14 protein-coding genes are annotated in these 22,053 nt (G+C 54.8%); 5 read left to right on the top strand and 9 right to left on the bottom strand.

All coding sequences use genetic code 11. The features are described 5' to 3' along the window. Positions 1 to 382: 382 nt before the first annotated feature. Positions 383 to 1,249, top strand: a complete 867-nt coding sequence (locus ED901_RS13800) for a crotonase/enoyl-CoA hydratase family protein (RefSeq protein WP_056782392.1) — start codon at positions 383 to 385, stop codon at positions 1,247 to 1,249. A 29-nt stretch (positions 1,250 to 1,278) separates the two neighbouring features. Here ED901_RS13800 and pdeR read toward each other — a convergent pair whose 3' ends face one another. From pdeR to malT, 4 genes are all read right to left on the bottom strand, one after another. Next, entirely contained in the window at positions 1,279 to 3,297 is a 2,019-nt protein-coding gene (gene pdeR, locus ED901_RS13795) for a cyclic di-GMP phosphodiesterase (protein ID WP_122096253.1), read from the bottom strand. Between the two features lie 292 nt (positions 3,298 to 3,589). Continuing rightward, positions 3,590 to 5,887, bottom strand: coding sequence for a beta-glucosidase BglX (bglX, locus tag ED901_RS13790; protein ID WP_122096252.1), 2,298 nt, complete (start codon positions 5,885 to 5,887; stop codon positions 3,590 to 3,592). A gap of 394 nt (positions 5,888 to 6,281) precedes the next feature. Further along, positions 6,282 to 6,566, bottom strand: coding sequence for a YjcB family protein (locus tag ED901_RS13785; protein ID WP_122096251.1), 285 nt, complete (start codon positions 6,564 to 6,566; stop codon positions 6,282 to 6,284). Positions 6,567 to 6,819: 253 nt separating this feature from the next. After that, complete coding sequence (gene malT, locus ED901_RS13780; RefSeq protein ID WP_056782388.1) at positions 6,820 to 9,546, bottom strand: HTH-type transcriptional regulator MalT; 2,727 nt, start codon at positions 9,544 to 9,546, stop codon at positions 6,820 to 6,822. A gap of 321 nt (positions 9,547 to 9,867) precedes the next feature. Here malT and malP point away from each other — a divergent pair, with 321 nt between their 5' ends. After that, positions 9,868 to 12,270 (top strand): maltodextrin phosphorylase, encoded by a 2,403-nt coding sequence (gene malP, locus ED901_RS13775; protein ID WP_122096250.1) that lies wholly within the window; start codon positions 9,868 to 9,870, stop codon positions 12,268 to 12,270. 9 nt (positions 12,271 to 12,279) lie between these two features. Further along, the gene (gene malQ / locus ED901_RS13770) at positions 12,280 to 14,367 is read left to right on the top strand and encodes a 4-alpha-glucanotransferase (RefSeq protein WP_122096249.1); all 2,088 of its coding nucleotides are present in this window, start codon (positions 12,280 to 12,282) and stop codon (positions 14,365 to 14,367) included. Between the two features lie 50 nt (positions 14,368 to 14,417). Here malQ and ED901_RS13765 read toward each other — a convergent pair whose 3' ends face one another. The 5 genes from ED901_RS13765 to malE all read right to left on the bottom strand — a co-directional run bounded on the left by ED901_RS13765 (position 14,418) and on the right by malE (position 19,203). After that, positions 14,418 to 14,597 carry a hypothetical protein gene (locus ED901_RS13765; RefSeq protein WP_122096248.1) on the bottom strand — a complete coding sequence of 60 codons (180 nt, stop codon included), beginning with the start codon at positions 14,595 to 14,597 and terminating at the stop codon, positions 14,418 to 14,420. A 64-nt stretch (positions 14,598 to 14,661) separates the two neighbouring features. Then, a complete protein-coding gene (locus ED901_RS13760) occupies positions 14,662 to 15,240 on the bottom strand; it encodes a hypothetical protein (RefSeq protein WP_122096247.1) in 579 nt (192 codons plus the stop codon). 228 nt (positions 15,241 to 15,468) lie between these two features. Next, complete coding sequence (malG, locus tag ED901_RS13755; RefSeq protein ID WP_056782385.1) at positions 15,469 to 16,359, bottom strand: maltose ABC transporter permease MalG; 891 nt, start codon at positions 16,357 to 16,359, stop codon at positions 15,469 to 15,471. 13 nt (positions 16,360 to 16,372) lie between these two features. Then, on the bottom strand, positions 16,373 to 17,917 hold the full coding sequence (gene malF, locus ED901_RS13750) for a maltose ABC transporter permease MalF (protein ID WP_122096246.1): 1,545 nt from the start codon (positions 17,915 to 17,917) through the stop codon (positions 16,373 to 16,375). Positions 17,918 to 17,988: 71 nt separating this feature from the next. Then, positions 17,989 to 19,203, bottom strand: a complete 1,215-nt coding sequence (gene malE, locus ED901_RS13745; RefSeq protein WP_056782383.1) for a maltose/maltodextrin ABC transporter substrate-binding protein MalE — start codon at positions 19,201 to 19,203, stop codon at positions 17,989 to 17,991. Positions 19,204 to 19,569: 366 nt separating this feature from the next. On the opposite strand from malE, the gene malK reads away from it, so the two are divergent. Both malK and ED901_RS13735 read left to right on the top strand, forming a co-directional pair. Further along, complete coding sequence (gene malK, locus ED901_RS13740) at positions 19,570 to 20,679, top strand: maltose/maltodextrin ABC transporter ATP-binding protein MalK (RefSeq protein ID WP_056782382.1); 1,110 nt, start codon at positions 19,570 to 19,572, stop codon at positions 20,677 to 20,679. 26 nt (positions 20,680 to 20,705) lie between these two features. After that, positions 20,706 to 22,004, top strand: coding sequence for a maltoporin (locus ED901_RS13735; protein WP_162997873.1), 1,299 nt, complete (start codon positions 20,706 to 20,708; stop codon positions 22,002 to 22,004). Positions 22,005 to 22,053: the final 49 nt, after the last annotated feature.

The following is a 22,053-nucleotide window of genomic DNA, read 5'->3' as shown; positions in this document are numbered from 1 at the left end:
TAAGTGGTCGGAGGAGATGAATTCAATTTAGCGGGTGGCAGAAGAATTGGAAAGCGGGCGCGCCATGATTGTGACGTGTATCACTGTGGCAAAACGGAAAGGTTTTATTAACTCTTCCTCATATTATTAATCAGGTTTATTTAATTAACAGGTTATTACTGAGGAGGCGAACGAGTGCCTTTTTGCGGGAGAAATCATTATTTCACTGTTTTTACACAACATTGATTGATTGCAGGTTGTTTATTTTTAACATTTTTTTATTGAATTTCGTGTATTAGGAATATTCTTATAAAAACACCTCGAATCGATTCAGTTCGGGTTAGAGCTGGACTAGGCTGGAGCTGCTTCACCCTAAAATTCAATTCTAACCTGGATATATACTATGAATCTTATTGACCATACAGCCTGCCGTCCGTTTACCGAAGCCGGGCATTTGTCGCAAATTGCTGCCTATTATGAAGAAGGCCGTAATGTCATGTGGATGATGCTCAGGTCTTATCCACGTCCTTGTTTTAATCAGGAGCTTATCGAAGACATCATGACGCTGACCTACGCCGCGAAAGCGTCGGGGCTGCGTTTCGACTTTTGGGTCACCGGCTCGCTGGTCCCCAATATGTACAACGTCGGCGGCGATCTCAGCTTCTTTGTCGATTCCATCGTAAACAACAAGCGCGAAGCATTGCGCGCTTACGCCAGAGCCTGTGTGGACTGCGTACACGCCGCCGCGCGCGGGTTTGATGTCGGTGCCATCAGTTTGTCGATGATTGAAGGAACGGCGCTGGGAGGCGGGTTTGAAGCGGCACTGGCGCACCATTACGTGCTGGCGCAGAACACGGCCAGGATGGGGTTTCCTGAAATCGCGTTTAACCTGTTCCCCGGTATGGGGGGCTATTCGCTGGTATCACGTAAAGCCGGGATGCGGCTCGCGGAGGAGCTGATCACTACCGGCGAATCGCATACGGCGGAATGGTTCGAAAGCCGGGGACTGGTGGATGTCCTGTTCCAGCCCGGTGAGGCGTTCAACGCCACGCGTACCTTTATGGATACGTTGCGGCCAAAACTTAACGGGATACGTGCGATGCTCCGCGCACGCCAGCGTGTATTGCAGCTGTCGCGTTCGGAACTGATGGATATCACGGAGGATTGGGTGGATGCGGCATTTACGCTGGAGGAGAAAGATCTGAGTTACATGGAGCGGCTGGTCATGCTGCAAAACCGGCATACGGCGTCATTGCGTAAAACCGGCTAGCAGCAAACAGAAAAAGCCCGTCAGTGGTGCTATTTCTGTTTGGCTTTATGTTTAAACACATTGGGTGAAGCAACGTTTTTATCATCAAGCCAGTGCTCGAGTTCCGTTGCGGGCATTGGCTTGGCGTAAAGAAAACCTTGTTTGCTGTCCACGCCAATTTCGTCGATCAGCTTTTCTTCTTCCGCCGTTTCAACCCCTTCTGCCACCACCGTCAGTTGCAACGTTTTTGCCACCGCAACAATGGCCCGTACCAGCGCCTGAGACACCGGATTGTCATTGATTCCCCGCACAAAACTTTGGTCGAGCTTGATGCAGTCCAGCGGGATGCGCGCCAGTTGTGACAACGAAGAATACCCGGTGCCGAAGTCATCCAGATGCACCTGCGCGCCCAGCTTATGTAACTGATTAATCATGGTGACCGCTGCGCCTTCGTCTTCCACCAGGCAGCTTTCTGTCAGCTCAAAATCCAGCAAACAGCCTTTCATGCCTGACGTTTTCATGGCTTCTGCCAGCGTGGTGATGAACGACCCGTTATTGAGCTGACGCCCGGAGAGATTAACCGCCACGCGCAGGTTGAGGCCTTTTTTCTGCCATTCTGTCGCCTGACGGGTAGCGGTTTCGATGACCCATTTTCCAAGCGGCGTGATAAGCCCGGACTCTTCAGCGTAGGGAATGAAACTTTGCGGCTGAATCAGCCCGCGCTCCGGGGACTGCCAGCGCAGCAGCGCCTCGACGCTGTTGACCGCGCCGTACAGCGACACCTTCGGCTGGTAATACAGCACCAGCTGATCTTTTTCCGCCAGCGCTTTACGCAGATGGGTGTCCAGCCACATGTATTCCGCCGCTTTCTGATTCATTTCCACAGAGAATACGCAGTGCGAGTTTTTGCCCTTTTCCTTCGCCACGTACATGGCGGTATCGGCATTTTGCAGCAGGGTATCGCCGTCGGTGCCATGTTCAGGGCAAATGGCAATCCCGCCGGAACAGCCGGTGTAGACTTCAATCAGCCCGATACGAAACGGCATACTCAGACGGTGTAAAACACGCTGACTCAGCGCTTCCATCGTTTTGATTTCAGCGTTTGAGCTGAGAATGATGAATTCATCGCCGCCAAGACGGGCCAGTTTATCGTTGGCTGAAAGGCAATCCTGAATCGCATCTGACACTGCGCGCAGCAGGTGGTCGCCAAACATATGCCCGTAGGCGTCGTTAACTTTTTTGAAGTTGTCGAGATCGAGGTAAATCAGCCCGACTTTCGTGTCACCCCGGTCTTTCAGCGCCGTCGCCAGGGATTCCTGCAACGCGTTACGATTCGCGAAACCGGTAACAAGATCGGTGTTTGCCAGCACGCGTAAGCGCTCCTGCGCTTTACGTTCGTCCGTGATGTCTGAGCCTGAGCAGATCAGAAATTTTTGCTGCTTTCCGCTGCCGCTGTGAACGAATTTATTGCGAAACAGGAACAGCCGCTGGCCTTTGACGGTATTGATCCAGCGTTCGACTTCGTAGGATTGCTGGTGCTGAAAGAAACTGCTGATGTTCTGACGTGAGGCCAGACCTTCTTCCATCGACATGAATAAATCGTAGGCGCTGCGCCCGATAACATCCTCTTCACGCAGGCCGGTGTACTCTTCGCTCAGCCGGTTAAAACGGTGGATTTTGCCTTCCTGATCGATAATGACGATCACGGAATTGGCTTCGGAAACGACCTGCTCTGCAAAGGTCAGTCCGACCTCTAAATCGTGCGCGACGGACTCGGTGTCCTGATAGGCCGACGCAGTGCCCGCCCAGACCTGACCATCAATTTTTCGGCCCACCAGAAACAGGCGCACCTGTGATCCGAACAGCGTGATGTCCAGCGTAAAACTTGAGGTAATCCCGGTCAGTTGCCTGATCTTTCCTGCCTGCCATTGGGTCAGGGAGATCGCCACGTTGACGATGCCTTTCTCAGCAGATAACTCCAGCGCGTTGCTGTCTGAACCCAGTCGCCAGTATGGGCGGGGCGTACCAAAATGCAGGTACAGGATGGAGGCATCTTGTGAGTCGACCATGGAATGTTTCTCCGCAAAGAACGCAAAACGCCGTCAGCGCAGTGACCTGGCGACAGTCAGCACAGACGGAGCTTACTCTGTTGAGCCCACTCGCAACGCTCCGCATCCGGCGGATAAAGGCAAAAGGGCATAACACATTGAAATTAAGGTTAGCAACTGTCCGTTATATATCCAGTTTACGGGCAGAAATTGCCGCCCAGTGCTGACGACACGCGTTGCCGGATGCCGTCAGCACTGAGGGGCTTTTGACCGATCTCCGGGCGAGCATGCCGCCCGGAGATCGCTTTCGAGATTACTTCAGCAGGAAGCTGGTTTGTTTGACGTTTTCTGAATCCAGCCCAACGAAGACGTTGAACTTGCCAGGCTCGGAAGCCCATTTCAGCTGATCATTGTAGAAACGCAGATCCTGTTCGTTCACTGTAAAGGTGACGACTTTTTGCTCACCCGGCTGCAACTCGATTTTCTCGAAGTTTTTCAGCTGCTTGACCGGACGGCTGATGGACGCGGTGACGTCCTGCAAATACAGCTGCACGATGGTCGCGCCGCTGCGTTTACCGGTATTTTTCACCGTCACGCTGGCGGTCAGCGGGTGTTTGGCATCCATGGTGGTGGAAGACAGGCTGACGTCAGAGACGCTGAAGTCGGTATAGCTCAGACCATAACCGAACGGGAACAGCGGGCCGTTAGTGATATCAAAATAGCGGGTGGTGTATTTATCCGGATGCTGCGGATTAAACGGACGTCCGGTATTAAGGAAGCTGTAATACAGCGGGATCTGACCCACTGCGCGCGGGAAGGTCATCGGCAATTTTCCTGACGGGTTGTAATCGCCAAACAGCACGTCAGCAATCGCATGACCGCCTTCGGTGCCGCTGAACCAGGTTTCCAGCATCGCGTCGGAGATTTCATTTTCCCATGACAGCGTCAGCGGACGGCCATTCATCAGAACAATGACCAGCGGTTTGCCGGTCGCTTTCAGGGCTTTCAGTAAGTCGCGCTGGCTTTGCGGAATGTTCAGTTCAGAACGGCTGGACGCCTCGTGCGCCATACCTTGCGCTTCACCAACGACCGCGACCACAACGTCAGATTTTTCAGCGGTTTTCACGGCTTCATCAATCATTTCCTGCGGTTTACGTGTGTCGTTGATCACCTGCTTGTCGTAAGAGTTGAGGAAATCCACCATGGCCTGATCGTCAGTGACGTTAGCGCCGCGTGCATACAGAACGTTGCCTTTATCGCCGAGCACATCTTTCATGCCCTGCAGGACGGTTACCGCCTGAGCCGCTTTACCGGCGGCAGACCAGCTGCCCATGACGTCACGTTTGCTGTCAGCCAGCGGTCCGATCACGGCGATGGTGCCCGCTTTCTGCAACGGTAATGTCTGATTGTTGTTTTTGAGCAGCACCAGCGAGGTTCGCGCCACTTCGCGCGCTTCGTTGCGGTGCAGGCGGCTTTCGGCGTTGGTATCTGCCGGGTCGCTCGACTGCGGGCCTAAATGACGGTACTCATCCACAAACAGGCCCATGTCCCATTTTGCGGCCAGTACGTCACGCACCGCGCGGTCGATATCATTCTGGCTGACCATGCCGTCGGCGAGCAGGCCTTTCAGATACTTGCCGTACATGTTATCCGCCATGTCCATATCGACACCGGCTTTCAATGCCATGGCCGCCGCCTGACGATCGTCTTCGGCTACGCCGTGTTTGACCAGGCCGCCGATAGCGCCGTGGTCGCTGACGGTCAGGCCTTTGAATTGCCAGTCGTCACGCAGAATGTCTTTTAAAAGCCAGGTGTTGGAGGTGGCAGGCGTGCCGTTGATACTGTTCAGCGCCACCATCACACCGCCCGCACCCGCATCGACAGCGGCTTTGTACGGTGGCATGTAGTCGTTGAACATGCGCGTCAGACTCATATCCACGGTGTTATATTCCCGGCCGCCTTCAACAGCGCCGTACAACGCGTAGTGTTTGACGTTTGCCATCACAGCGTCAGGGGCAGACGGGTCTTTGCCCTGGTAACCGGTAACCATTTCATGCGCGAGGCGTGAAGTGAGATAGGTGTCTTCACCGAAACCTTCGGAAACACGGCCCCAGCGTGGATCGCGGGTCACGTCTACCATCGGCGAGAACGTCATGTTCAGGCCATCGGCTGCGGTTTCTTTTGCAGAAATGCGTGCGCTGGTGGCCACGGCCTGCATGTCCCAGCTGGCTGCCAGACCGAGGCTGATCGGGAAAATAGTGCGCTGGCCGTGTACCACGTCATACGCATAGAAAGGAGGAATTTTCAGGCGGCTGTTTTTCACCTCATCCTGAAGGCGGCGAATATCGGGTTTGGTCACGGTATTAAATACGCCACCGACTTTGCCGTCGCGAATATCGGCCATGATCGCTTCTTTCGGATAATCAGTCCCGACGGTCACCAGATTCAACTGACCAATTTTTTCATCAAGAGTCATTTTTTTCATCAGATCAGCAATGAACGCGTTGCGCTCTTTTACCTGATTCTGAGGTATACCCGCCGTTTCTACTGCCAGAGCAGAAGCAGAACTTACCAGTAGCACAAACGCGCCGAGCATGTGATGCGTATTCATCGGAATTCCTTCAGCCATAAGCAGGGATGCCAAAACAGAGAAAATTCAGCAGCCTGAAGCAAACAAATCAATGATCATTCTAAGAAAAGTATAGTGTGAGAATCTAATACGACCCTTCAACTATTAGCAATCAATAGTTTTATCGTGCGGCACATTATCTTTTACCTGTGGAGACAGATCGCAATTTACAGGTAATCGGGCAGATGGCTACTAAAAGACGCTCGATATACCCCGCAATTTCAGACAATTAGGATTAGATGACAAATCGGTTCAGTAATGAGCGATGAAATAGCGCGGGAAGGGAGATTTTTGCACAACGCGCCGGGCAGAGCGTGAAGCTCAGCCCGGAAAAAGCCGATCAATCTGTCAGGCAGGAATCAATAATAAAACGGCATTAATAATAGAAGGGCATATCGGTGGGGGTTTTACTCATCACATCGAAGAAAACGTCTTTGGTCATTGACCAGAATTGCGTAATGGCAGCGGCGTTGTAAGTCATGCCCATCAGGCTCATGACAAAGAAACAGGTCACCGTCAGGCCAAGACCGCTACAGACGAAAGCCATGGTGTTGCGGCTCGACTGGCGGCACAGAATATTGAGCTGGCTGGTGCAGAACATCAAAAAAGCGCTCAGCAATTCCCAGCGCATCATGACTATTCCGGCAGTTAACGTTCCCATTGATAAAATCCTTACTCACTACAGCCGGTTGCACGATGCCAAAATCAGCCGCAAAGGCTGTTTAAACAGGGTGAGCAATGGGCTTACTGAAGAAATGAAGAAACACAATAATGTGATGCATGTCACATTATATCATCAGATTTTCGTCATGAGCAGGGGCGATGAGCAAAAATTGCTCGCTAATGCATTTTATGTATAACGCACAGCTGATTCATGGCCGTGCGTTATTAAAGGCGGGAATGAAGTAAAGGAATTACGCGCCGTAGCCCATCACCTGCAAGAGATGCTGAGCCTGCTGCACAGCTTCCTGGCGGTGTGCGACGCCGAGTTTTTGATACAGGTTACGGATATGCGTTTTGATGGTGGTGGACGCCACATCCAGCTCACCGGCGATCTGATCATTGCTGTAACCGGAGTAGATCAGCCCCAGTACCTGCCACTCGCGCTGGGTCAGCGGGCTGGTGCGAATGAGTTCCGGCACCTGCGGGTGGGTCAGCAGCTTATTAACGAAGCCTTCGTCGAAATGCGCAAACTTGTGGCGGTGATGCTGGTTAATCTCGCGCAGGATTTGCTGGGCGCGGCGCTGTTCCAGCTCGGGCAGCAAATTAAGCTGAATCAGCTGACGAAGTTGCTGCGCCATCATTTCGCCTTCGATGACGAAGTGGCTGACAAAGCCGGTGCGGTTCGCCAGCCCGAGCGCTTCGATCAGGACTTTCTGCGCGTCGCTTTTGCGCCCGGTATGCCAGTACAGCAGATTACTCAGCAGCAGATTGCGGTTCAGATCGCTGGTCAGACGCAGCTGGCGGGCGTTCTGATTCAGTTCATCCAAAACCACTTCGGCTTCATCAAACTTCTCCAGCAAAATCTGCACGCGGGCAATATTGCGCCACTGCCCCTGCTGGAAATGGTTGTCCGCCATGTCCGGTTTTCTGGCCTGTTGCAGCCATTGTCGCGCGGCGGCTTTATCGCCGATCATCTGCCAGTAAATCACCCGTGGCTTGTCGGTGTTGGTCAGCCAGTCAATATGGTACTGACCGGTTTTAAGCAGGGCTTCGCAGCGCTGTAAATGGTGGTGCGCGTTGTCGAGCTGGCCGCGCGCCAGCGAGCATTTCGCCAGCATCGCCAGACATTGCAACTGCTGCTGCGGCTGGAAATTGGTCAGCACGTTGAGCCCTTCACGGGCGGCCTCTTCGGCATCGTCAAGCCGCGACCACGACCACAATAACTGTGACCGCAGACGCAGCAGGAATTCATGCATCGGTAACTGTTCGAGATGTTGCTCGCGCACCAGTTCAAACGCGCGATCCTGCATTTCATAGGCCGCCTGCAAATAGCCCTGAGCAATCAGGATTTCACTCTGTTGCAGCAGCGCCCATAACGCGTAGTGATAAGCTTCGTACCGGCGGGCGATCTGTTCAGTTTGCTGCATCAGCGGCAGCGCGCGGGTGAGATCGCCTTTGCAGTGCTGAATCTCACCGGTGACTGAGGTGGCGACGATGCGGCTGTAATAGCTTTCATACGGCAGGAAACGCAGGGCATCGGCGGCCAGTTTTTCCGCCTCATCCTGACGGCCATCGTTGATCGCCACCTGCGCGCGCAGGGCGTCGAACTCGGCGGTCATGTCCTGTTCCATCACAATGCTGCGCTGTTGCATTTCACTTTCCGCGCGCACCAGCAGGGTTTCCACTTCGGCATAACGATGCTGACTTTGTGCCAGCCAGGCCTGCAACAGGACCAGCTTGGGATTTTGGATCAGGCGCTCATACGGCAGCGCGTTAAGACACTCTTCCAGCAAGGCCAGTTCGCTTTGATTGAACAACGCCCAGGCGTGTTGCAGCAGAATATCCCGCAGCATATCGGTGTCTTCGGCTCCCAGCGCGTGATGAATAGCTTCGGCGGGGAAGCCTTGCGCCAGCCAGCCTTCGGCAGCCGCACGATGAATGGCGGGCAGTTCAGCCGCCAGTTCCCACTGGCAGCGCTGACGCAGGAAGGTGGCAAACAAAGGGTGGAAGTTAAACCATTCGCCCGTGTCATCCATGCGATGGATGAATAATCCCTGGCGCTCTAATTCTTCCAGGCGCTGCTGGCCATTGTCTCCGCCGGTCAGACGCACAATCAGCGCGTCATTCATTGAGCGCAGCAGCGAGCAGCGCAGCAGGAAATCACGCGTCGGCGCATCCACGCGATCCAGCACTTCATCCACCAGATACTCGGATAAATGGCTGGCATTCAGCCCGGCAAGTTTACGGGCGGATTGCTGAGTTGACTGTTGGGCCGGCGTGGTGGACTGGCGCGCTGAGAGCGCAATCAGTTGCAGCGCGGTGGCCCAGCCCGCGACGTCATCACACAGACGGCTGCTGTCAGCCTGATCGATCGGATCCCTGAGGCGGCAGTCGAAGAATTGTTGTGTTTCGGGGTGGGTAAAGGCCAGATGGGAAGCGTTCAGCTCGAGCAACTGGTCGCGCACGCGCAGGTTCGCGATGCCCAGCGGTGGCAGGGTACGCGAGAGCACCACCAGCGACATATTCTCCGGCTGATGGCGCAGGAAAAAGCGCATGCCCTCATGAATGGCATCGTTCGAAATCAGATGGTAGTCGTCGATCACCAGCAACAGCGGGCGGTGCCAGTCGGAAAGCTCCACGAACAGTTGCCCGAACAACGCGGACAAACTGGCGTACTGATGCTTCTGGCTCAAGGCTTCGCTCTTCACGCAATGACCGCCGCAGGCCTGCTGAACGGCGGCGATCAGGTAGCTGGCAAAACGCTCCGGCTGATTGTCGCTTTCATCCAGAGAATACCAGCCCAGATCGCTTTTACCCGCCGCCCAGTGTGCCACCAGCGTCGTTTTCCCATAGCCCGCCGGGCTGGCGACCAGGGTCAGACGATAATTAGGCGCAGTCGAGAGTTTCGTCAGCAGACGATCGCGAACCACAGTATTTTGCTGCCGCACCGGGCGGCTCAGTTTTGACGGGATCAGCATTTTTTTCGATTCTTTTGACGATAATCTGGGGGGCGGCTTAATTATTTCACAGCGTGTAATTAATCACTTTTCCTAAAGTCCTCCTTTGAAACATTGATTGCAAGAATGTTACGTCTTTACATGCCGTTAAGTTGCTCTGCATCACACTTCTTAATACAAATTTTCCGCCGTTCGCCCTGACCCCCTGTCTCCTCCGGCTACGCCCCGTTTCTCCTCCCCGCCTAATCTGTGACGGGATGATGCCGCTCACCGACACAAGCGTCAGCATAGTGATAATCAACATCAGACTTCCCTACAAATTCCCGGATAAAGAGGCATGTGATGCAGGTGACTTTGGATAAAACGCAGTTTTTAGCCGCGCTGAAACGCCAGTGGCAGGGGTTCGGTTTACAACAGGCGCAGGACATGACGCCGCATCAGTGGTGGCAGGCCACCAGTGCCGCGTTATCCGAACAACTCAGTGCGCAGCCGGTGCCCGCAGCGACAAAGCAGCCGCAGCGGCACGTGAACTATATTTCGATGGAATTCCTGATCGGGCGCCTGACCGCGAATAACCTGATCAACCTCGGCTGGTACGACACCGTACAGCAGGCGCTGAAAGAGCAGGGCGTTGAGCTGGCCGATGTGCTGGAGCAGGAAACCGATCCGGCGCTGGGCAATGGCGGATTAGGCCGTCTGGCGGCCTGTTTCCTCGATTCAATGGCGACCGTCGGGCAACCGGCGACCGGCTACGGCCTGAATTATCAGTACGGGTTATTCCGCCAGTCGTTCAGCGAAGGCAAACAACAGGAAGCGCCGGACAACTGGCACCGGGAAAGTTATACGTGGTTCAGCCACAACAGCTCACTGTCCGTTGATGTCGCCTTTGGCGGCAAGCTGACGAAGAACGAAAAGGGCGAAGAACAATGGCATCCGGCGTTTACCCTGCGCGGTGAAGCCTGGGATCTGCCAGTGGTCGGTTACAAAAATGGCGTCACCCAGCCGCTGCGTTTGTGGCAGGCGACTGACGTACATCCGTTTGATCTGACCCTGTTCAACGACGGTGAATTTCTTAAAGCGGAGCAAAAAGGCATTGATGCCGCGAAGCTCACCAAAGTGCTGTATCCGAATGACAACCACGACGCCGGTAAACGCCTGCGCCTGATGCAGCAGTATTTCCAGTGCGCCTGTTCCGTCGCCGACATCCTGCGCCGCCATCATTTCCTGGGGCGCAAAATTCAGGATCTGCCGAAATTCGAAGTCATCCAGCTCAACGACACGCACCCGACCATCGCCATCCCTGAACTGCTGCGTATTTTGCTCGACGAACACCAGCTGGACTGGGACGCCGCCTGGGCGATCACCAGCCAGACTTTCGCCTACACCAACCACACGCTGATGCCGGAAGCGCTGGAATGCTGGGATGAAAAACTGGTCCGCAGCCTGCTGCCGCGCCACTTCTCGCTTATCAAAGCCATTAACGCCCGCTTCAAAAAAGTGGTCGAAAAACAGTGGCCGGGCGATAAAGCCGTCTGGGAAAAACTGTCTGTTCACCAGAACAAACAAGTGCGCATGGCGAACCTGTGCGTGGTCAGCGGTTTTGCGGTGAACGGCGTGGCGGCGCTGCATTCTGAACTGGTGGTCAAAGACCTGTTCCCGGAATATCACCAGCTATGGCCGAACAAATTCCACAATGTCACCAACGGCATCACGCCGCGTCGCTGGCTGAAACAGTGTAATCCGGCGCTGTCATCGCTGATTGATGAGACGCTGAAAACCGAGTGGGTGAACGATCTCGATGCCCTGAAAGGGCTGGAAGGTTTCGCCGATGATAAAAAATTCCGCCAGCGTTATCAGGATATTAAGCGCCAGAACAAAATCAAACTGGCGGATTACGTGAAAAACGTCATGGGGCTGACGCTCAACCCTGACGCGATTTTCGACGTGCAGATCAAACGCCTGCACGAATACAAACGCCAGCATCTGAACCTGCTGCACATTCTGTCGTTGTACCGCCAGCTGCGCGATAACCCGGAAATGGACATGGTGCCACGTGTGTTCCTGTTCGGCGCGAAAGCGGCACCGGGTTATTACCTGGCGAAAAACATCATTTACGCCATCAATAAAGTGGCGGAAAAAGTGAATAACGATCCGCTGGTGCGTGATCGCATCAAAGTGGTGTTTATCCCGGATTACCGCGTCTCCGTGGCTGAACTGATGATCCCGGCCGCCGATGTTTCCGAGCAAATTTCTACTGCCGGGAAAGAAGCCTCCGGCACCGGCAACATGAAGCTGGCGCTGAACGGCGCACTGACCGTCGGTACGCTCGACGGCGCGAACGTCGAGATTGCCGAAGAAGTCGGCGAAGACAATATCTTCATCTTCGGGAATACCGTTGATCAGGTCAAAGCACTGCAGGCAAAAGGCTACGATCCGCTGAAGATCCGCAAGAAAGACAAGCATCTGGATAAGATCCTCAAAGAACTGGAAAACGGCTTCTTCAGCGACGGCGACAAACAGGCGTTCAGCCTGATGCTCGACAGTTTGCTCGGCGGCGGCGATCCTTATCTGGTGCTGGCCGATTTCGCGGATTACTGCGCGGCGCAGCAAAAAATCGATGCCCTGTATCGCGATCAGCAGGAATGGACGCGTAAAACCATTCTCAACACAGCCCGCGTAGGGATGTTCAGTTCCGACCGCTCGATCCGCGATTATCAGCAGCGGATCTGGCAGGCGAAGCGATAAGGAGCCCGCATGGAGAACAAAGCACTGGAGCAGGCCGCCAGGGAGGCGGGAATTTCCTCTGGTTTTATTAACGCGCACGGCAAGCAGCAGGCGATTGCCGCTGAAACCAAGCGCGAACTGTTATCGGCGATGGGCTGGGTGGCAGAACGCCACCCGGCAGTCACGCCGGTGCCGTTGGTGAAAGTGTTCGTCACCGGCAGCCGTCTGGCGTTGCCGGTGGGGGGCGACGGCGAATACGGCTGGACGCTGCGCCTGGAAAGCGGAGCCACTTCTCACGGGCGCGTGAGCGGAAAAATGACGCTGGCGCTGCCGGGGAAAATTCCCACCGGTTATCACCAGCTGACGCTGACGCAGGACGCACAGCAGTGGGATTGCCGGGTCATTGTTGCGCCGAAACGCTGTTACGAACCGGATGCTTTGCTGGCCGGTAAAAAACTGTGGGGCGCCTGCGTGCAGCTTTATACGCTGCGTTCGGAAAATAACTGGGGTATCGGCGATTTCGGCGATCTTAACGTCTTACTGAAAAACGTCGCTGAACGCGGCGGGGCGTTTGTCGGCCTGACCCCGATCCACGCGCTGTATCCGGCCAATCCGGTGGCGGCCAGCCCGTACAGCCCGTCGTCCCGCCGCTGGCTGAACGTCATTTATATCGACGTCGGCGCAGTGGACGATTTCAGGCTGAGCGACGCCGCGCAGCAGTGGTGGCATCAGCCGCTGACGCAGCAACGTTTGCAGGCCGTTCGCGCCAATGACTGGGTCGATTACGCCGGCGTGATGCCGCTGAAACTGGAAGGTTTACGGCTGGCGTACGCCCATTTTCTTGGCCGGAAAACGCAGGATCCGCAGGTGAAATCCCTGGCGAATTTCGTCAAACAGGGTGGTGAAAGTCTGTATCTTCAGGCGGCGTTTGATGCGCTGTACGAGCATCTGGCGAAAGAAACCGATGTGGCGCTGGGCTGGAACCGCTGGCCGGAGAAATATCACAATGCACGCGGGCCAGCCGTGCGGGCATTTTGCGAGCAGCATGCGCAAGATGTGGAATTTTATCTGTGGCTGCAATGGCTGGCGGAAACCCAGTTCGCCCGTTGTTATCACACCAGCCAGCAGCAGGATATGCCGATGGGGTTGTACCGCGATCTGGCGGTCGGCGTCGTCGAAGGCGGATCCGAAACCTGGGGCGATGGCGAACTCTATTGCCTGAAAGCCTCGGTCGGCGCACCGCCGGATATTCTCGGTCCGCTCGGTCAGAACTGGGATCTGCGCCCGATGGATCCGCACGTGATGGTCAGGCGCGGCTATCAGCCGTTTATCGATCTGCTGCGTTCCAACATGACCAGCTGCGGCGCATTGCGTATCGATCATGTGATGACGTTGCTGCGCCTGTGGTGGATCCCGGCCGGTGAAACGGCGGATAAAGGCGCGTACGTGCAATATCCGGTGGACGATCTGCTGGCGATTTTAGCGCTGGAAAGCCAGCGTCACCGCTGCATGGTGATCGGCGAAGATCTGGGCACGGTACCGGTGGAGATCGTCAGTAAGCTGCGTGAAAGCGGCGTCTATTCCTACAAAGTGCTGTATTTCGAGCGCGATGAGGAAAACAACTTCCGCGCACCGCAGTCGTATCCGGTGCAGGCGATGGCGACCATCACCACGCATGACCTGCCAACGCTGCGCGGTTACTGGCAAAGCGATGATCTGGCGCTGGGCAAAACCTTAGGGTTGTACCGCGACGACGCGGTTTTAGAAGAGCTGTACGCCGACCGCGCCCGTGCGCGTCAGGGTCTGCTCGACGGGCTGCATCATTACGATTGCATCCCGAAGAAAACCGGGCGTAAAGCCGCGCTGATGGAGATGACCCCGGTGCTTAACCGCGGCCTGCAACGCTACGTCGCCGACAGCGCCTGTGCCCTGCTCGGCCTGCAACCGGAAGACTGGCTGGACATGGACGCACCGGTCAACGTACCCGGCACCAGCGACGAATACCCGAACTGGCGTCGTAAGCTTTCCCACACGCTCGAAGAGATGTTTGCCGATGAGCAGGTGAATAAGCTGATCAAAGACCTCGATAAACGCCGCCGGAAAGTGTCGGTGAGCTGAAGTTGAGTAAGGATCAAGAAAGCCCCGCAAGGGGCTTTTTTACGTATGGCCTAACAGGAAGAATGCGTTGCTGTTTCTTCGCCTTGAGCAAGAATGCCCACCAGAATGTCGCAGGGATCGAGGATGGTAAACATCATGTCGCCAACGATGCGGCGTTGCTCTTTATTTCTATGATAATTAGCCACTATTTCAGGGGGTAACGTTTTTAAAATCTCATCAATTGTTCTCATAACTCTTCCTTTAGTGTGAATTTTGAACACTCTACTGTTTTAATAATGCATTTCCTATACCGGTTCAGCTAAGCCCCGCGTCAGGCCACTCAAAATCATGCACTCCACCTCGCTGACCTAAATGGCGTAATTTATTTAACAAGTGCGATTTGTTAACTTTCATATCCCCATGCTCGTCATAAATAAATCCCCAGTACTGGTAAAAAGAAGCCAGCCCCGGAACAGGTCTGCTTATTTTCAGGACTTTTACATCAACGATATCTGCAAATAAATAAGCGGCAAAGAATGCACAAAAAGCCATACGCTTTTCCAATGCTGAGTTCAGAACGTCTTTTTTAAAATGCTCCAGCATATGAATGGAAACACGGTTGGCTTTAATATCGTAAGAATAGACTGCAGCACCAATGACTATGGGTGGCCTGCCTCTGGAATGAATGGCCAGCGTGAACCGGTTTTCAAGACTGAAGTGTTTATCTTTGAACCATAATCGCCAGTCGAGCATCGTTCGCCTGAGCTCAAGATCGACAGCAGAACGTTTATCCAGAAAGTTTACCTGAACGTTTATCTGGTGATCATTTAGCCTGTTTTGTAATTCGTTAAATGCCAATTCGGCAATGTCGTAAACCCATCCTGACGTGTTCACTCTGACTTCCTTTTAACGGTTTGTCCCGCAGGCATGTTAAGAGGAATATTGAGTATTACCACCTCCGAAGGTCGATTCCGATGCTTATTTATTGTTCATGGAATACGTCTCGAAAAGCAAAATGCAATGGAAAGCGGTTTGCATAAATAAGGCATAAAAAAAGGCGGCTTATTCAGCCGCCCAAGACACAGGGAATCTTACAAGTGGAACAAGCGCATTAGCCTTACGTTAACCTTTCACCCCGCCTGCCGTTAAGCCGCCGACCAGCCAGCGTTGGGCAATCAGGAACACTGCCGTAATCGGGATGGCGGACAATATGGCTGCCGCCGCGAAATCGCCCCACAGGTAGTTTTGCGGGTTCAGGTATTGCTGCATCCCGACCGCCAGGGTGTAGCTGTTGACGTCACGCAGCAGTAACGATGCCACCGGCACTTCGGTGATGGCCGCGATGAACGACAGAATAAAGACCACCGCCAGAATCGGTACCGACAGCGGCAGCAGCACCAGACGGAAAGCCTGCCACGGGGTGGCGCCGTCCAGCGCGGCGGCTTCTTCCAGCGAGCCGTCGATGGTTTCGAAATAACCTTTGATGGTCCAGACGTGCAGGGCGATGCCGCCCATATACGCGAAAATGACGCCGCCGTGGGTGTTCAGGCCGAGGAACGGCACGTACACGCCGAGGCGATCGAACAGGGCGTATAACGCCACCAGCGACAGCACCGCCGGGAACATCTGGAAGATCAACATTCCCTTGAGCAGCGAACTTTTACCGCGGAATTTCATGCGGGCAAAGGCGTAGGCGCAGGTGGTGGAAAGGGCGACGATCCCGATCGCGGTAATCACGGCGATTTTGATCGAGTTCCACAGCCACAGCATCACCGGGAACGGCGGCGGCGTGATGCTGCCGTCGCTGTTAGTGACGGCGATACCGAGCGCCAGTTTCCAGTGATCCCACGACACCTGATCCGGGATCAGGCTGCCGGTGGCGAAGTTACCCGGCCGCAGCGAGATGGCGAACACCATCAGCAGCGGAAACAGGATCAGCGCCAGAAAGCACAGCAGTAAAAGATGCGTCACCAGCAATCTGACTTTCTGCGACTTAGGTTTAACCATGGGCATTGTCTGTTTCTCCTTAGTCGAATTTCATGCGTGAGGCTTTCAGGTTCACGATAGCCAGCGCACCGACCAGCAGGAAGATCAGCGTGGCAATCGCCGCCGCCAGCCCGAAGTCCTGCCCGCCGCCGCCTTCGAAGGCGATGCGATAGGTGTAACTGACCAGCAAATCGGTATGGCCCGCTGGCGTGGTGGTGCCGAGCATGTCCGGTCCGCCGTTGGTCAGTAACTGAATCAGCACGAAGTTATTAAAGTTAAAGGCAAAGCTGGCAATCATCAGCGGCGTCAGCGGTTTGATGAGCAAAGGCAGCGTGATGCGGAAGAAGTTCTGCATCGGCGTCGCGCCGTCCATCGCCGAGGCTTCGTAAAGATCGTCGGGAATGGCTTTCAGCAGGCCCATACACAGGATCATCATGTACGGATAACCGAGCCAGGTGTTGACGATAATGATCATGCTTTTGGCGGTCCACGGGTCGCTGAACCATGCCGGTTTGATGCCAAACAGCGCGCTGAGCATCAGGTTGATCTCACCAAAACTCTGGTTGAATAACCCTTTGAAAATCAGAATCGAGATGAACGCGGGGACGGCGTAAGGCAGGATCAGCAGGATGCGGTACGCCGCTTTGCCTTTCAGCTCTTCCCACTGCACCACGCAGGCCAGCACCATGCCGACAGCCACGGTCAGCACCACGGTCAGCAGGGCAAACACCACGGTCCAGACGAAAATCGACAGGAAGGGTTTTTGGATCCCTTCGTCATGCAATACGCGCAGGAAGTTGCCCCAGCCGATGCCGACGGTAAAACCGGGGCTGAGTTTTTCTGCCTGCCATTCACCCTGAGCGTTCACTGCCTGATAGAAACCGGTGTCCATGTTCGGACGGTAAATGGTGCCGGTTTGTACGTTGGTCAGCTCTTTCCCATCTTCACCCCGTTTGTACAACGACTGCGTGCCGGAGAACTGGCGCAGGGAACTCATGCGCAGCGTTTCTCCGTCGGGTAATTTCGCCAAAATCTGGCCCAGCGCCAGGCGGTTTTGCGTCACCACCCGCAGCCCGGCTTTTTCAGCGGAAGGGGCGGTCTGCGGCAGCATCTCCAGCGTTTGCGGCGCGGAGGCGTTAAAGGCAAAAGGCGGAGAAACCAGCGTCTCGCTGTTATTTGCGGAAGTCAGTGCCAGCTGCCATTTGTCACCGGCAGGGTAGAGCGCGAAATTGAGTGCTTTTCCGCCCTGGAATTCACGGCCCATCAGCACCGACTGCGCGCGCTCAAAGGTCAGCTGGTTAGTGCTGCTGTAGTTGGTGAAGGCAATCGCGATGGTGCAAACCAGCGGGAACAGCACAAATAACGACATCCCGGCCAGGCCGGGGTAGACGTAGCGCCACGAGTAGGCGCGGCGGTTGCCATAAATATACAGGCCGAGGCTGGAGAGAATCAGCGCCAGAACGGCAAAAAGGGTTTCGCCCTGCGCATACATCAGCACGATCAGATAACCGGATAAGCAGGCGAGCAGGGCGATGACCAGCCACTTGAACGCATTGCCCAACGGTCTTTTTTTGGCTACTGGCATAAGGACAATCCTTGTGGTGGCGGTGCGCAACCCGAAAGCTGCGCACCGTTCATTGAGCTAATGCTTTGGCATTACTTGGTAATGCGTGTTTCTACGTCTTTCAGCGCTTGCGGAACGGTCTGACGGCCATTCACCGCGTTGATGATTGCGCTGCGTTCTGCATACCAGAAGGCGCTCATCTGCGGGATGTTCGGCATGATTTCGCCGTTCTGCGAGTTAGCCATGGTGGCGGCAATGCGCGGGTCTTTTTCCAGCTGTTCCTGATAAGACTTCAGCGCCACGGCACCCAGTGGTTTGTCCTTGTTCACCACCGCCAGACCTTCGTCGGTGATCAGGTAGTTTTCCAGGAACTCTTTCGCCAGTTCTTTGTTCGGACTGGCTGCGTTGATACCGGCCGTCAGCACGCCGACGAACGGTTTAGATGGCTTGCCGTGGAAGGTTGGCAAGAGCGTCACGCCGTAGTTGATTTTGCTCTTGTCGAGGTTTGACCACGCCCACGGGCCGTCGATGGTCATCGCGGTCTGGCCTTTGTTGAAGGCGGCTTCGGCGATGGAATAATCGGTATCGGCGTTGATGTGTTTGTTTTTCACCAGATCGATGATGAATTGCAGGCCAGCCTGCGAACCTGCGTTATTTACGCCGGTATCTTTGATGTTGTATTTGCCGTTTTCATACTTGAACGCATAACCACCGTCAGCCGCAATGATAGGCCAGGTGAAGTACGGTTCCTGCAGGTTCCACATGATGGCGCTCTTGCCTTTGGCGCGCAGCTCTTTGTCCAGCGCCGGGATCTCTTCCCAGGTTTTTGGCGCTTCTTTAATGATGTCTTTGTTGTAAATCAGGGACAGCGCTTCCACCGCGACCGGGTAACCGATCAGCTTGCCGTTGAAGGTAACGGCATCCCAGGTGAACGGGAACAGTTTGTCTTTGAAGGTTTGGTCCGGGCTGATTTCAGCCAGCAGGCCGGACTGTGCGTAGCCGCCAAAACGGTCATGCGCCCAGAAGATGATGTCAGGGCCGCCGCCGGTCGCCGCGACTTGCGGGTATTTCTCTTCCAGCTTGTCCGGATGTTCTACCGTGACTTTAATGCCGGTGTCTTTTTCGAATTTCTTACCGACTTCCGCCAGGCCGTTATAGCCCTTGTCACCGTTGATCCAGATGACCAGCTTCCCTTCTTCTATTTTAGCGAAGGCGGAAGATGACAGCACCAGCGTAGCCAGCGCCGAGAGTGCCAGTGTGTGTTTCACGACTTTCTTGATGAAAGGAGCCTTAATGCTGAGGGTCATAATCCAATCCTTTTGTAGTCGGTTTTTTTAACGTCTTAGACGGAAAATTCAGGGTACGCCGCCAGTGTGGATTCAACCCGGCAGCGCTTCATCATCCCCCCGTCTACGCCCCCGGCTCTCAGAATGTGATCCCGCCGACACTCTCAGGCGTTATGTGGTTCATCACTCAAAAATATGCTTCGTTTTTTGCCATTCAGATCACGAATTTGATTTTTGCTGTGAACTTTCATCCGGTTGCGCGAAAGCGTCATCCTCCCTGCTCCTCCCCCATGAAAAACTTTGTTACGGATGATTACGCTTAGCCGCTATTCCTTCACTCTTCGTTGCATTGAGTTTCATCGCTGGCAGCAAGTACAGGAGTTCAGGATGGCGAGCGTTTCCCTTAACAGCGTGTACAAAGCCTTTGGCGACACCGTGATTTCCAGCGACATCAATCTGGAAATAGAAGAAGGCGAGTTTGTGGTGTTTGTCGGGCCGTCCGGCTGTGGCAAATCAACCCTCCTGCGCATGATTGCCGGTCTGGAAGACATTACGTCCGGCGAACTGAAGATTGGCGATAAACGCATGAACGAAGTGCCCCCTGCCGAACGCGGCATTGGCATGGTGTTTCAGTCTTATGCGCTTTATCCGCATCTGTCGGTGGCAGAAAACATGTCTTTCGGCCTGAAGCTGGCCGGGACGAAAAAAGCAGAGATCACTCAGCGGGTGAATCAGGTATCCGAAGTGTTGCAGCTGGCGCACCTGCTCGACCGGCGTCCGAAAGCCCTTTCCGGCGGACAACGTCAGCGCGTGGCGATTGGCCGTACGCTGGTGGCTGAACCGACCGTATTCCTGCTCGATGAGCCACTTTCCAACTTAGATGCCGCGCTGCGTGTGCAAATGCGTATTGAGATTTCACGCCTGCATAAGCGCCTGAAACGCACCATGATTTACGTGACTCACGATCAGGTCGAAGCGATGACGCTGGCCGATAAAATCGTGGTGCTCGACGCCGGACATATCGCGCAGGTCGGTAAACCGCTCGAGTTGTATCACTATCCTGCCAACCGTTTTGTCGCCGGTTTTATCGGCTCCCCAAAAATGAATTTCCTGCCGGTGAAAGTCACCGGTACTGAGCCTGCGCGCGTGCAGGTCGAGTTGCCAAACCGCCAGCAAGTCTGGCTGCCCGTCGAAGGCACCGACGTGAAAGTCGGCAGCAACCTGTCACTGGGTATCCGTCCTGAACATCTTCTGCCAAGCGACGTCGCTGAAGTGACGCTTTCCGGTGAAGTGCAGGTCGTCGAGCAACTGGGTAACGAAACACAGATCCACATCCAAATTCCGGCAATTCGTCAGAACCTGGTGTACCGCCAGAACGACGTGGTGCTGGTAGAAGAAGGTGCAACATTCGCCATCGGTTTGCCGCCACACCGCTGCCATCTGTTCCGCGAAGACGGAACAGCCTGTCGCCGGTTACACCCCGAACCTGGTGTTTGAAAGCACGCGATCCCCTACAGGAGAAAATGATGATCACAATGCGTAGTTCTTCCCTGGCGCTGGCAGTGGCTGCTGGCATCCTTTCTACACAAGCAATGGCGGTTGATTTCACCGGTTATGCCCGTTCGGGTATTGGCTGGACCGGCAGCGGTGGCGAGCAGCAATGTTTTAAAGCGACAGGCGCAGACAGCAAATATCGTCTCGGTAACGAATGTGAGACGTACGCAGAGTTAAAACTCGGCCAGGAAGTCTGGAAAGAAGGGGATAAAAGCTTCTACTTCGACACCAACGTGGCGTATTCCGTATCACAGCAGAACGACTGGGAGTCAACCGATCCGGCTTTCCGCGAAGCCAACGTGAAGGGTAAGAACCTGATCGAATGGCTGCCGGGTTCCACCATCTGGGCCGGTAAGCGTTTCTACCAACGTCATGACGTTCACATGATCGACTTCTACTACTGGGATATTTCAGGTCCTGGTGCGGGTCTGGAAGATGTGGATCTGGGCTTCGGTAAACTGTCTCTGGCAGCCACCCGTAACACCGAAAGCGGCGGCTCCTACGGCTATATCGCCGATCAGCGCAACGAAGTGCCAACGTCCAACGACGTGTTCGACGTTCGTCTGGCAGGCCTGCAAACTAACCCAGGCGGCGTGCTGGAGTTAGGTGTGGATTACGGTCGTGCCAATGCGCGTGACGGTTATTCCTTCGCTGACAATGCAACCAAAGACGGCTTCCTGGTGACTGCGGAACACACGCAGAGCATCTATAACGGCTACAACAAATTCGTCCTGCAATACGCCTCTGATTCCATGACCGATCCGGGCCAGGGCGCAGCAAACGGCCACTCTAACGGTGCGGCCATCGACAACAACGGCAGCATGATCCGCGTTCTCGACCACGGTGCTATCGACTTCAACGACACCTGGAGCCTGATGTATGTGGCGATGTATCAGGACGTTGACCGCGATAACAACAACGGCACCACCTGGTATACCGTCGGTGTTCGTCCGATGTACAAGTGGACCCCGATCATGAGCACCTTGCTGGAAGTCGGTTACGACAACGTGAAGTCTCAGCGTACCAGCGATCGCAACGGTCAGTACAAAGTCACCCTCGCACAACAGTGGCAGGCTGGCGACAGCATCTGGTCACGTCCGGCCATCCGTGTGTTTGCAACCTATGCAAACTGGGATGAAAAATGGGGCTACGACACCGACAGCGGCTCAAACAATGGCTTAGCCATGAACGACACCAGCACTCGTACCTTCAGCCGTGGTAATGACGATGAAGTGACGTTTGGCGCCCAGATGGAAATCTGGTGGTAATTTTTTCCTTCCTCCTTCGCGCTGCCGATGCGTTGGCTGCGCGTCCTCG

It is taken from the genome of Rahnella sp. Larv3_ips (assembly GCF_003697865.1).
GTDB lineage: Bacteria > Pseudomonadota > Gammaproteobacteria > Enterobacterales > Enterobacteriaceae > Rahnella > Rahnella rivi.
Note: the sequence above shows the minus strand (reverse complement) of the source record. Positions and strands in the feature narration are given on the sequence as shown.

What these genes read in the sequence shown, in the direction of transcription:
- ED901_RS13800 (WP_056782392.1), top strand. Translation starts at nt 383, where the DNA reads ATGAATCTTATTGACCATACAGCCTGCCGTCCGTTTACCGAAGCCGGG.
- pdeR (WP_122096253.1), bottom strand. Translation starts at nt 3,297, where the DNA reads ATGGTCGACTCACAAGATGCCTCCATCCTGTACCTGCATTTTGGTACG.
- bglX (WP_122096252.1), bottom strand. Translation starts at nt 5,887, where the DNA reads ATGAATACGCATCACATGCTCGGCGCGTTTGTGCTACTGGTAAGTTCT.
- ED901_RS13785 (WP_122096251.1), bottom strand. Translation starts at nt 6,566, where the DNA reads ATGGGAACGTTAACTGCCGGAATAGTCATGATGCGCTGGGAATTGCTG.
- malT (WP_056782388.1), bottom strand. Translation starts at nt 9,546, where the DNA reads ATGCTGATCCCGTCAAAACTGAGCCGCCCGGTGCGGCAGCAAAATACT.
- malP (WP_122096250.1), top strand. Translation starts at nt 9,868, where the DNA reads ATGCAGGTGACTTTGGATAAAACGCAGTTTTTAGCCGCGCTGAAACGC.
- malQ (WP_122096249.1), top strand. Translation starts at nt 12,280, where the DNA reads ATGGAGAACAAAGCACTGGAGCAGGCCGCCAGGGAGGCGGGAATTTCC.
- ED901_RS13765 (WP_122096248.1), bottom strand. Translation starts at nt 14,597, where the DNA reads ATGAGAACAATTGATGAGATTTTAAAAACGTTACCCCCTGAAATAGTG.
- malG (WP_056782385.1), bottom strand. Translation starts at nt 16,359, where the DNA reads ATGCCCATGGTTAAACCTAAGTCGCAGAAAGTCAGATTGCTGGTGACG.
- malF (WP_122096246.1), bottom strand. Translation starts at nt 17,917, where the DNA reads ATGCCAGTAGCCAAAAAAAGACCGTTGGGCAATGCGTTCAAGTGGCTG.
- malE (WP_056782383.1), bottom strand. Translation starts at nt 19,203, where the DNA reads ATGACCCTCAGCATTAAGGCTCCTTTCATCAAGAAAGTCGTGAAACAC.
- malK (WP_056782382.1), top strand. Translation starts at nt 19,570, where the DNA reads ATGGCGAGCGTTTCCCTTAACAGCGTGTACAAAGCCTTTGGCGACACC.
- ED901_RS13735 (WP_162997873.1), top strand. Translation starts at nt 20,706, where the DNA reads ATGATGATCACAATGCGTAGTTCTTCCCTGGCGCTGGCAGTGGCTGCT.